Source organism: Deinococcus terrestris (genome assembly GCF_009377345.1).
In the GTDB taxonomy this organism is placed as follows: domain Bacteria; phylum Deinococcota; class Deinococci; order Deinococcales; family Deinococcaceae; genus Deinococcus; species Deinococcus terrestris.
Window position 1 is genome coordinate 557,754 of sequence record NZ_WBSL01000001.1, and the last position, 11,670, is coordinate 569,423.

Here is an 11,670-nt window from a genome sequence, read left to right on the forward strand (position 1 = left end):
GGCCCCAGGATCAGAGGTTAGCGGACGTTGACGCCCTTCTCGCGGAAGAAGCGCACGGCGCCGGGGTGCAGCGGGGCGGGCAGGCCCTTGACCGCCTTGGCGTAGGAGAAGTTCTGCGCCAGGGTGGGGTGCAGCGCCTTGAGAGCCTCCTCGTTGCCGAAGGCGGCCCGCATCGCCCGGTACACGGCGTCGGTGGACACGTCGGAGGTCGTCACCAGGGTGGCCTGCACCGCCACGCTGGGAACGGTGGCGCCTACGCCCTTGTAGGAGCGGGCAGGCACGTTGTAACGCACGTAGAAGGGGTACTTCTTGATCAGTGCGGCAGCCTGGTTGCCCGCGACGGGCACCATTTTGATGTCCACCGTCTGGGCGATCTGGCTTATGGCGCTCGCGCCCACGCCGACCGTGTAGAACAGCGCGTCGGCCCGCTTGTCCTGCATCAGCGTGATGCCCTGCGCGGGCGAGACGCGCAGCGCCTGCCCGAGGTCGTCGAAGGTCAGCCCGTAGGCTTCCAGCACCTGCCGCGCCGTCTGCTCGGTGCCCGAGCCGAGGTCCCCGATCACGACCCGCTTGCCCTTCAGGTCTGCGATGGAATTGATGCGGGCGTCCTTGCGGGCGACCACATGCAGCACCTCGGGGTAGAGGACCGCCATCGAGCGGATCTTGCTGTTGGCCTTGCCCTGGAAGGCTTGCAGGCCGGTGCCCCGGTAGGCGTAGTAGGCGACGTCGTTTTGCGTGACGGCGGCGTCGAGTTCCCCGGTGCCCAGCGCCGTCATGTTGAAGACGCTGCCGCCGGTCGAGCGGGCGTTGGCGCGGACGCCGGTGTTCGCGTCGGTGATCAGCTTCGCCATGCCGGTAGCGACCGGGAAATACACGCCGGTGGTGGCGCCCGACCCGATGGTCAGGAAGGTGGTGCCCTGCGCGGCGGCGAGGGCGGCGGTGCCGAGGACGGCGGCGGTCAGCAGTCGCTTGCGGTGCTTCATGGGGTCTCCTGTGGGGTCTGCGCTGCTGGAGGGCAGCCCGCTGTGAAAGGGGAATGTGCGGGCAGCTTATCTCAAATGGCGGCGCCTCCTGCGAATCCTCCTGGCGGGGCGAACACTAGACCGGGACGGGGGGACGGCGGTGGACGACCCTCTGGCTCCTTTCTGGCTCTCCGGGTGTGGACTCCGGGCACTCCCCCGGCCCGCCGTCCCCGCTACACTGCCCCCATGACCCAGCCCGCTTCCTCCCCCGAGCCGATCATCGTCGCGCAGGACGTGCACAAACATTTCGGCACCTTCCACGCCCTGCGCGGGGTCAGCGTGACCGTGCAGACCGGCGAGGTGGTCGTGGTGATCGGGCCGTCGGGCAGCGGCAAAAGCACTTTTATCCGCACGCTCAACGCGCTGGACCCCCACGACGGGGGCAACATCGTCGTGGACGGCATCCCCCTGCAAGGTGCACGCAACCTCGACGCGGTACGGCGCGAGGTCGGGATGGTGTTCCAGTCCTTCAACCTCTTTCCGCACCTCACCGTGCTGGACAACGTGACGCTGGCGCCCACCCGCGTGCGCCGGACGAGCAAGGCCGAGGCGCAGCAGCGTGCCCTGGACCTCCTGCGCCGGGTCGGGATCGAGGAGCAGGCCCACAAGTTTCCCGCCCAGCTTTCCGGCGGGCAGCAGCAGCGCGTTGCCATCGCCCGCGCCCTGGCGATGGACCCCCGCGTGATGCTCTTTGACGAGCCGACCTCGGCGCTCGACCCCGAGATGATTAAGGAAGTGCTCGACGTGATGAAGGAACTCGCCCGCTCGGGCATGACCATGCTCGTCGTAACCCACGAGATGGGTTTCGCCCGCGAGGTGGCCGACCGCATCCTCTTTTTCGACGCCGGGCAGATCGTGGAGGACACCACGCCGGAAGCCTTTTACACCAATCCCCAGCACGAGCGGGCGCGGGTGTTCCTGAGCAAGATTCTGGGGCATTAGGGGTCGCCAGTCGCCAGCAGCCAGTCGCCAGGGCCACCACGCTTTCTGGCGACTGGCTGCTGATGACTCCCCTACGCGTCCCGCCGCAGCCGCCCGCACGCCCACCATGCCACCGCGTACAGAACGGCGCTGAGCACGAAGACGGCCGGGTAGCCCGCCGCGTCCGCGAGCAGGCCGCCCGCAACCGGGGCGAAGAGGGCCGCGCCCACCAGCGTGTTGAGGGTGCCGATATAGCGGCTGCGCGACTCGGGCGGCGAGATGTTCAGCAGGTGGTTGGTGTGCCCGAGGTTGAAGCCTTGCAGGGCCACGCTGGAGAGCACGAACACCAGCAAGTACGCGAGGCTGGGCAGCCCCAGCGCCCCCACCGTGAGGGCCGTCAGCGGCGCGAGGCCCGCGCTGACGCTGGCGTAGCGGATGATGCGGCGCGACCCCTTGCGCTCGGCCACCCGGCGCCAGACCAGGTTGGAGAGGGGCGCGGCCCCGGTCAGCGCCATCACGAACGTCCCCAGAGTGGCCGCCGGGTAATTCAGGTCGCGCAGCGCGTAGACTGCGTAGAAGGGCTCGGCCATACTCGCCGCCGCCAGCAGCAGCCGCACCTGCAAGAAGGCCCGGAAATGGGCGTCCCCCAGTGTCTGTGGAATCGCCCGCAGCTCGTCCCGCAGGTTGCCGGGCGGGAGCGGCTCGTCCGGCGGCTCCTCCACCCGCCCGAAGACGCCGTAGCCCACCGTGAAGGCAACCGTCCCCAGCAAGAAGAGCAGCGCGTAGTTGTAGGGGAAGGCGAGGTCCGACCCCAGGATGCCGCGCACGGCCAGCCCCGCCCCGAAGGCGAGCAGCCCGCCCCACAGGTTGCGGGTGGCGAAAAAGCGCGGGCGGCGCTCGGAGGACACCGTCTTGCTGACGACCTCCAGAAAGGGGAGGCCTGCCACCCCCGACGCGAGCGCGTTCACCATCATCGCCAGCACGAACAGGGTCAGACACAGGGCGGGGCGGTCGGCCAGGGTCGCGGCGACCACCACCATCGCCAGGTAGGTCAGCAGCCGCACCAGCGCCGCCGAGCGGTAGACGGGCAGCTTGTATCGCAGGGGCCGCACCCGCGCGGCGACGAGGAGTTGCGGCAGCATCCACCCGCCCCCCGCGATGGCCGGAAGCAAGCCGATCACGAAATTGGGCGCTCCCAGCCGTGCCGCAAAACCCGCCACCACCACCGACACGCTCAGAAAGCCGTCGCCCACCGACACCAACCAGCCGTTAAGGATGCCGAGGCGTTCGTTGGGAGTCCAGGGAGCGCGGGAGGGGGGAGCGGCCGTCACCGGGGCATTATGGGGGAGCCCGCCCCGAACAGCGCTCCGCCAGATGGCTGAAGCCGGGGTGTCTGTCGTGGCGGCGGAAGCTCAGACCCCCGGCAGCCGGAGCACACCCTCCAGCGCCGCATACGCGTCGGGCCGGGCCAGGAAGACCAACTCGTCGTCGGCGGTCAGGCGCATCTGGGGGCGCGGCACCGTCACGGCGCCGCCCCGCACCACGCCCACAACCTCCACGCCGGGGGGCAGCGAGAGCACCGAGAGCCGGGCGCCCGCCCAACTGCGCGGCACCGGGCGGCGGTAAAGTTCCTGCTCGGACTCCAGCGGGGCCAGGCCTGTCTCCGGCTCTCCGGGCGGGGCGGCGTGCAGGGGCAGCAGGGGGGACGGAACGGCGGGAGCGCGGCGAATCGTGACCGGCCCCGCCCCCGGCAAGAGCACGGGCAGGGGTGCGGGGCTCTGTGCCCGCGAGCGCACCTGCGCGGGCAGCAGGCCCGTCTCGCCGCTGATGGCGTGGGCCAGCCCGGCGGTGACCAAGGCGGCGGGCAGCAGCGCGTCCCCACCCCAGGCCACCACCAGCAGTGCGGCGGCGAGGGGAGCGTTCAGCGTGACCGTCACGAAGGCGACGATGCCCACCAGCGCGGCCAGGCTGGGGTCGGCGCCCAGCACCGAGCCCAGCCCCACGCCCAGCAGTCCGCCCACCCCCACCGACGGCAGCACCCCACCCCCGAAGGCCAGCCGCGCCCCCAGCGCCAGCAGCAGCCAGCGCCACGCACCCTCACCCAACGCCGCCTCGTCGAGGAAGCCGGACAGGCCCACCTGTGCCCAGCCGGAGCCGTCGCCCAGCACGCCGGGGGTGCCCCACCACGCGATGGCTGCCGTGAGCAGCCCGAAGGCCCCACCCAGCGCCACCCGCCGGGAGCCCCGCGTCCAGGCGTCAGGGAAGACGCGGCAGATCAGCAGCGCCGCCCATCCCGCCAGCGTGACGGCCAGCGCTACCCCGACCAGCGGCCCCACCCCCGCCAGCGTGGGTACCCCCACCTCCGGCACGCTCAGCAGCGGCAGGAACCCGAAGGCCAATCCATACACCGCATACGCCGCAACCGAGGCGAGCACGCAGGGCATCAGCACCTCGAACTCGAACTCGAAGCGGCGGTAGAGCACCTCGGCCACGAGGACCGCTGCCGCCAGGGGCGCGTGCAGCACGGCTCCCAGGCCTGCCGCCGCCCCGGCCAGGGTCAGGCTGCGCGTCTCCACCGCGTCCAGCCGGGTGGCCCGCCCCAGCAGCCGCGCCCCCAGCCCGCCCAGCACGGTGTAGGGCGCGTCCCGGCCCACCAGCAGCCCCGCGCCGTGCCCCAGCAGCGTGGCAGCCAGCGTCCGCAGTTGCGTGGGCAGGGTGGGCGTGTCGCCCCGCGTATGGGCACCGCGCACGAGTTGGTTCAGGGGATCACCGTCCTCGCGCGGAATCAGCCAGACGTAGGCAGCCCCGATCAGCGGCAGCGCGAGCAGGCCCCAGGGCAGCGCCTCGCCAAAGGCCATCAGCAGGCCGCCCTCGCCGGGGGTGCCGGGGGGCGAGAAGCCGGTGAGCCAGGCGCCCAGTTCCAGCAAGCGTTCCAGCAGTAGCCGCAGCCCCACGCACAGCGCCCCCACCAGCCCGCCCAGCAGCACGCTCAGCACCACCAGCCGCCCGGTTTCCAGGCGGGTCAGGACGGCGCGGGGCAGGGGAGAACGCATCGCGCTGCATGGTAGTGCAGGGGACCGCGCTTAAGCGTTTGGACTTATGCCCGCCGCTTTACTTCAGCGCCAGCGTGAAGGCCGCCGCGTCCCGCCCCGGCAGGCTGAGGTGCAGCCACCCGCCGCTCACGCTGACCTTGGCGTCCTGCCCCGCGTACAGGCTGCGGGTCACGGCCTGGGTGCCTGTGCCCAGCCCCAGGGTAGTCAGGCGGATGGAGTACGTCTTGCGCTCGCGGCCCCCGTGCCAGGCGGCCAGGACGCGCTCACTGCCGCTCTGACGGGTCAGCAGCAGGAGGTCATCTTCCAGTCGGGCGGGCACGGGCAGCAGTTTCTGATCGCCCACGCTCAGTGCCCGGCTGGCCTTGCGGGCCGCGATCGCGCCCTGGGCGGCCCCGAACACCTCGCGCTCGGCGGCGGTCCACTCGTTCTCGAAGCGCATGGAGCGGCGGTTGTCGGGGTCGCCCGCGCCGCGCATGGCGATCTCGGTGCCCTGCCAGATCACCGGGACCCCTTTGAGGGTCATCAGCGCCCGCAGGCCGTAGCGGGTGCGGGCTTGCCCCTCGTCCTCGAACAGCGACCCCTGGGCAAAGCGCGGCACGTCGTGGTTGTCGAGGAACAGGGCCACCTCGCCGGGGCGTGGCAGCTCATCCTGCCGGGCCAGCACGTTCGCCACGTTCGTCAGGCTGCTGCTCCCCATCACGCTCTGGCGCATCGCCCCTTGCAGGCTGAAGAGAAAGAGGCTGTCGAAGCCCGCCTTCTGCCAGTCGGCCACCGTGCCCGTGTCGGCGTCGTACCACTCGCCCAGCGTCCATGTCCCGGCGGCGCGGTCGCGGGCCAGCAGGTCACGCAGGAATGGCCCCTCCACATGCTTGATCGCGTCGTAGCGGAAGGCGTCCACCCCCTGCCCCCGCCAGAAGTCGGCGTTCTCCAGCAGGAACTGCCGCACCTCCGGGTTGCTCTGGCGCAGGTCGGGCAGGCCGGACAGGGGGCAGTCCACGTCGCGGTTCTGGCTCGCCGCGCACTGCGCTTCCCCGTTGAACCACGCGGGCTGCTGGCGCACGGTCGGGGCCTCGTACCCGTAGTGGTTGATGACCTGATCGAGCACGACGCGCATTCCCGCCGCCTTCGCCGCCGCCGTGAATTTGCCGAAGTCGGCCAGGGTCCCGAAGTGGGGGTCCACGTCGCGGAAGTCGGCGGGCCAGTAGCCGTGGTAGGGGGCCGTGTCAAAGGAGTTGACCGTCTGCTGGCGGTAGACCGGCGTGAGCCACAGGGCCGTCGCGCCGAGCTTCTGGACATAGGGCAGCTTGGCGGTCAGGCCGGGCAGGTCGCCGCCGTGCCACGCGCGGAGGTTGGAGCGGTCCACGCCCGCGTTGTTGGTCTGGTCGCCGTCGAAAAAGCGGTCGGGCATGACCTGGTAGATGATCTGGCCCTCGAAAGTGGGGAGGGCGGGTGCAGTCTGGGCGGCGGCGGAGGCCAGCAGCAGGGCCGTGAGGGGGAGGAGGGGGCGCATGGGGGCAGGGTAACGTGTGGGGCCGCCTGGTTGGGTTGATGCTTTGGGGCAGGGCAGCTTGATTCGGTTTGCCCCCACCCCCAGCCCCTACCCCCAGAGGGGGCAGGGGAGCGGCGCTGCGCTAGGCAAAGGTCGTCCCTCCATCGTCCGGGCCCGCCTATCCCGTCCACGTGTCCCCCTCCACGCCATCCTGCCGCCCAAGGGAAAGGCCTCGGCGCGGACGCGCCGAACGGCTCGTCTGCCTGGAAAGTGGACTCGTTGGATGGGGACGTTGAGGGCGGCTGACACAGGGGAAAGATGGCTCTAGCAGCAGCAGGGGTTTACCCCTCACCCCGTGTTCCGCACCCCCGCCGCAATGCCCTGAAGGCTCAGCAGCAGCGGGCGCTCGAAGGTGGCCCCGCCCTCCGGCTCGGCCCGTGCGCGGCGCAACAACTCGGCCTGGATGCGGTGGATGGGGTCGATGTAGGGGTTTCGCAGGCGGATGCTCTCGCGCAGCCTCGGCTCGTTCGCCAGCAGCTCGGCGCCCACCGCCTCTTCGACCAGCCGCACCGTCTCCGCGTAGGCCTCTTTCAGCCGCGCGGCGAGCGGGCTGCCCCCGGTCAGCCGCAGGTATTCCTCGAAGATCAGGAGGTCCGTCTTGGCGAGGCTCATCTGCGCGTTGTCGAGCACCGAGCGGAAGAAGGGCCAGTCGGCGTACATGGTCCGGGCTAGCTCGGGGCCGATCTCGCGCAGGCCTTCAGCCAACCCGTACCAGCCGGGGAGGTTGGCGCGGTTTTGCGTCCAGCTCATGACCCAGGGAATCGCGCGGAGGTTTGAGAGGGTCGGTGCTCCGGGGCGCCGGACCGGGCGCGAGGCGATGTTCAGGCGCGAGATTTCGTGGATGGGGGTGACGGCCTCGAAGAAGGGGAGGAAGTCGGGGTCGTCCACGAGCGCCCGGTACGCGGCGGCGCTCGCCTCCGCCGCGCGGCCCAGCGCCCCGGTCCATTCGGCGGGCGGGTCGGCGGCGGGGCGGGCGGCGGCGAGGAGCATTCCGTAGAGGGCCTGTTCCAGATTGCGCCGCGCCAGCACGGGGTGGCTGTACTTGTCGGCCAGGGCCTCCCCCTGCTCGGTGAGCCGCAGCCCCGCGTCGATGGTCCCGGCGGGCTGTCCCAGGATCGCCCGCGACGCCGGGCCGCCCCCCCGCCCGATGGACGTGCCGCGCCCGTGGAAGAAGCGCCAGCGCACCCCCGCCCGGCGGCAGACCTCGCTGAGCTGCCGCTGCGCCTCGTGCAAGGCCCAGTTCGCCGCCAGGAATCCCGCGTCCTTGTTGGAGTCCGAGTAGCCCAGCATGATCTCCTGCACGTCGCTGCCCAGCACGGCCCGGTACTCGGGCAGGGCGAGCAGGTCGGAGACGATCTGCGGCGCCCCCTGCAGGTCGGCCAGCGTCTCGAAGAGGGGCACCGGCAGCACCCGCACCCCGACCTCCCGCGCCAGCAGCAGCGGCTCCAGCACGTCGCTGACGCTCTCGGCCATGCTGATGATGTAGCGGCCGAAGGCTCGGGGGCCGCTTGCCCGGATCGCCGCCTGAACCTCGCGCAGTGGGCCGACCGCCGTTTCCAGCTCGGGCGTGAGCGCCTCCCCGGCGGGCCACAGCGGGCGACGGGAGTGCAGTTCACGGGTCAGCACCTCCAGCCGCCCCTCCTCGGGCAGCGCCAGATAGTCGGCCTCTACCCCAGCGGCGGCCAGCAGCCGCGCGACCGCCGCCTCCGTCTGCCCGCTGTGCTCGCGGACATCCAGGCTCACGAGGTGGGTGCCGAAGACGCGGGCCACCGTCAGCAGGGGAGCGAGCAGCCGCTCGGCGCTGCGGCGCTGGCCCTGGGCGATCAGCCGTTCCCGCAGCGTCTCCAGCCGGGGCACGAGGTCAGGGGCGGTCCCACCCTGCACCTCCGCGTGCAGGGCCAGAATCTCGGTGCGGAAGGTGTCGCCGCTGTCCTCCAGCTCCTCCTGACTGAGGTCGGCGTAGGCGCGGCGCAGGGCGGGCAGCAGCAGCTCGCGTGCCCGCTCACGGTGTAGACCCAGGGCCTCGCGGGTGGCTTCCGGCGTCACGAAGGGATTGCCGTCGCGGTCGCCGCCCATCCACGAGGAAAAGGAGAGGGGTAGGCTCGCCGCCGTCTCCCGCCCGTACACCCGCTGAAAGGCCCTGGTGAGGTCGCGCTGCAACTCCGGCAAGGCCCGCGCGATGGAGCTGAGGTAGCTCAGCCCGCCCTTGACCTCGTCCTGCACAGTGGGCCGCAACCGCCGCAGTTCGGGGGTACCCCACAGCGCCTCGACATGCGCGGCGACCTCCTCCGGGGCGTCCTCGCCCTCCAGGTCCGGCAGGGCGCGGGCGATCTCGACGAGGTGGTGCCGCACCGTGCGCCGCCGCATCTCGGTGGGGTGGGCGGTGAAGGTCAGGCCGAGGTTCAGCCGCTCCAGCAGGGCTTCAGCCTCGTCTGCCGTGACCCCCTGGGCCTTCAGCTCGGTCAGTGCCCCCTCCAGGCTCTGGGGCCGCACCCCCCGCGTGCCCGACAGCACCCGCACCCGCTCGTACTCCTCGGCCAGATTGACAAGCTGGAAGTACCAGGTAAAGGCCCGCACGAGGTTGGCCGCCGTGCCCGCGTCCAGCCCTTCCAGCAGGGCGTGCAGGGCCGAGTCGTCACCCCCGGCCCGCACCTCGCGCACGAGGCGGCGCACCTCCTCCACCAGGTCGAAAAATTCCTCGCCTTCCTGTTCCTTCAGGATCTGCCCCAGCGTTCGGCCCAGCAGGTTCACGTCGTCATTCAGCGCCATGCTAGCCCTCCTCCACGTAACGGTAGCGCTCGGCGGAGAGGGCACGGTTGCTCTCCAGCTCCAGCCGCACCGCGTTGAGTTCGGCTGGGCCGCCTGCCACCGAGAAACGGTGAGGCCGCTCAGTCAGGAACTTCTGGATGGGTCCCTCGGGGTCGGCCCCGATGATGCTGCGGTGCGGCCCGGTAAAGCCCGCGTCGGTCTGAAAGGCGGTGCCGCCCGGCAGGATGCGGGTGTCGGCGGTGGGCACGTGGGTATGCGTGCCGATCACGGCGGCCACCCGCCCGTCCAGATGCCACGCGAGCGCCGCTTTCTCGCTCGTCGCCTCCGCGTGCAGGTCCACGAAGACGGTGCCGAGGTCGTCCCGCGCCAGCAGGTCGTCCATCGCCTGAAAGGGGTTGGCGACCGCCTCCATGAAGACGCGCCCCAGCAGATTCACGACCGTGAGCCGCTCGGTGCCCCCGCTCGCCGTCTTCACGTCGAAACTGCGCCAACCCACGCCCGGCGTGCCGGGGTCGGCGTAATTCAGGGGGCGGACGATCGGGAACTGCTGCTCGTCCAGCATCAGTGAAAACACGTCCTTGTGGTGCCAGGCGTGGTTGCCCAGCGTGATGCACCCCGCCCCTGCCGCCACGATCGCCGCCGCCGCCTCGCGGTGCAGGCCGAAGCCCCCGGCCGCGTTTTCGCCGTTCACGATGATGAAATCGAACTCGGGCCGCAACCCCGGCAGGTGCTGGCCCAGCAGCTTTCGCCCCGGCTGACCGTACACGTCCCCTACAAACAGCACACGCAACATGGCCCAACCTTAGAGGACGCGTGGCCTGGCGCCGTCCTCCCCGAAGGGACGATCACCTCTTCCTCACACCCGGACGTTTAACTTGCCTTCATGCTCATGCTCGCGCTGGCTTCCCCGACCTCTCCTGCGGTGCGCCCCGCCTGTCCCTGTGGGGTCCGGGATGACGGTGTGCGCCGGGGAGTGGGAGAGGTGCTGGCCCGCCTGGCCGAGTTGGGGGTGGAAACCGGGGCCGTCTGGGCGGCGGCGCACCGCCAGCCCGCCGCTCCGGAACTGGGCCTCGATGCCGCCGTAGAGTTACTGGCCTCGGTGCAGGGCGGAGGCCGGGGCCACGGACGACGGGTGGTGGCGCTGGCTGTCTCTCTGGCCGAGGCCGCTGGGCTCTCCGCCGAGCAGGTCCGGGCGGTGCGCTGGGGGGCAGCGCTGCACGACCTCGGCAAGGTGCGGGTGCCGCGTGAGGTGCTGGACAAGCCGGGGCCGCTGACCGGGGAGGAACGGGCGCTGGTGCAGGGCCACGCAGCGTGGGGCGCCGAACTGCTCGCGCCCCTGCCGCTCCCCGCTGCCTCAGTCGCCGCCGTGCGCCACCACCACGAACGCTGGGACGGGGGCGGCTATCCCCGTGGCCTGCGCTGCCGCCGCATCCCCCTCGCGGCCCGGATCGTCGCCATCGCGGACGTGTTCGACGCCCTGATCAGCGCCCGGCCCTACAAGCCTGCCTGGTGCGAGCGCGAGGCCGCCCGCGTGATTCTGCGGGGCGCGGGCAGTCAATTCGACCCCCGCCTCGCCCGCCTCTTCGTGCGCGAGGTGCTGGGCTTCCGCGACCTGTTGCCCTGAAGCGCACGGCGCAGGCGCGGCGCCGCGCCCCCGTTGCCACGTTATTTCATTTCAGGTAGGGCGCGAACCGCCTCAGCGTCCCCGCGTCCGGTTTCGCCGTGGCCCGCAGCAGCCGCTGGGCGCTGAAGGTCAGCAGCAGGTGCCCGCCCGTGCCTGCCTCCAGGGCGCTGCCATTCGCGCTCAGCCGGGCGGGACCGGCCAGCACGGTTTGCGCGGTGCGGCCATCGAAGGCGAGGGCGGCAGCGCTGAGCTGCGGGCTCTGGGCCTTGACGCTCCCGTGGGCGCTCACGAAGCCGGTCTTCACGTTCAGGACCATCCGCTCGGCGGTCAGGCCCTTCATGCGGGCGTCGCTGTAATTTGCCGTGCCCGTCGCGGTGACCACGCCGCCCTTCAGGTCATAGGTGAGGGTCGCGGCCCGCAGGGTGCCGCCCTGCTTGGTCGTCAGCGTGACCCCCTGGGCGCTGAGGCGCTCGCCGGGGTGCAGTTGCAGCCGCTCGGCGGTCAGGCGCACCCCGCCCTTGCTGTCGGTCACGGTGCCGCCCGAGGGAAACTCGGTCGCGCCCGTTTCGAGGTTGAGGTTCTGTGCCCCGCGCGGGGTCACGTTCAGTCCGCCGAAGGTAACGGCGCCCCCCGTGCCCAGCGTCAGGGCGGCGAGGAGGGGAAGGAGCAGGCGCTTCATCCCCTCACCCTAGCGGCCAGCCCCTGAGCCCGGTGAGCGGACGCGTCAGACGC

At 71.5% G+C, this 11,670-nt stretch carries 9 protein-coding genes; 2 read left to right on the forward strand and 7 right to left on the reverse strand.

Going from position 1 to position 11,670, the window contains the following annotated elements; genetic code table 11:
- Positions 1–17: 17 nt before the first annotated feature.
- The gene (locus F8S09_RS02795; protein WP_152868734.1) at positions 18–983 is read right to left on the reverse strand and encodes a TAXI family TRAP transporter solute-binding subunit; all 966 of its coding nucleotides are present in this window, start codon (positions 981–983) and stop codon (positions 18–20) included.
- A 225-nt stretch (positions 984–1,208) separates the two neighbouring features.
- Here F8S09_RS02795 and F8S09_RS02800 point away from each other — a divergent pair, with 225 nt between their 5' ends.
- The gene (locus F8S09_RS02800) at positions 1,209–1,964 is read left to right on the forward strand and encodes an amino acid ABC transporter ATP-binding protein (RefSeq protein WP_152868736.1); all 756 of its coding nucleotides are present in this window, start codon (positions 1,209–1,211) and stop codon (positions 1,962–1,964) included.
- 71 nt (positions 1,965–2,035) lie between these two features.
- On the opposite strand, the gene F8S09_RS02805 is transcribed toward F8S09_RS02800, so the two are convergent.
- The 5 genes from F8S09_RS02805 to F8S09_RS02825 all read right to left on the reverse strand — a co-directional run bounded on the left by F8S09_RS02805 (position 2,036) and on the right by F8S09_RS02825 (position 10,107).
- Complete coding sequence (locus F8S09_RS02805; RefSeq protein WP_322618467.1) at positions 2,036–3,274, reverse strand: MFS transporter; 1,239 nt, start codon at positions 3,272–3,274, stop codon at positions 2,036–2,038.
- An 81-nt stretch (positions 3,275–3,355) separates the two neighbouring features.
- A complete protein-coding gene (locus tag F8S09_RS02810) occupies positions 3,356–4,996 on the reverse strand; it encodes a chloride channel protein (RefSeq protein WP_152868738.1) in 1,641 nt (546 codons plus the stop codon).
- 58 nt (positions 4,997–5,054) lie between these two features.
- Entirely contained in the window at positions 5,055–6,506 is a 1,452-nt protein-coding gene (locus F8S09_RS02815; protein ID WP_152868740.1) for an alpha-amylase family glycosyl hydrolase, read from the reverse strand.
- A 327-nt stretch (positions 6,507–6,833) separates the two neighbouring features.
- A complete protein-coding gene (locus tag F8S09_RS02820) occupies positions 6,834–9,314 on the reverse strand; it encodes a phosphoenolpyruvate carboxylase (protein ID WP_152868742.1) in 2,481 nt (826 codons plus the stop codon).
- 1 nt (position 9,315) lies between these two features.
- Positions 9,316–10,107 (reverse strand): TIGR00282 family metallophosphoesterase, encoded by a 792-nt coding sequence (locus tag F8S09_RS02825; RefSeq protein ID WP_152868744.1) that lies wholly within the window; start codon positions 10,105–10,107, stop codon positions 9,316–9,318.
- A gap of 90 nt (positions 10,108–10,197) precedes the next feature.
- Between F8S09_RS02825 and F8S09_RS02830 the strand changes: the two genes are divergently transcribed.
- The gene (locus F8S09_RS02830) at positions 10,198–10,938 is read left to right on the forward strand and encodes an HD-GYP domain-containing protein (protein WP_152868746.1); all 741 of its coding nucleotides are present in this window, start codon (positions 10,198–10,200) and stop codon (positions 10,936–10,938) included.
- 46 nt (positions 10,939–10,984) lie between these two features.
- Here F8S09_RS02830 and F8S09_RS02835 read toward each other — a convergent pair whose 3' ends face one another.
- Positions 10,985–11,617: a hypothetical protein gene (locus F8S09_RS02835; protein WP_152868748.1), complete on the reverse strand. Its 633-nt coding sequence runs from the start codon at positions 11,615–11,617 to the stop codon at positions 10,985–10,987.
- Between the last annotated feature and the right edge of the window lie 53 nt (positions 11,618–11,670).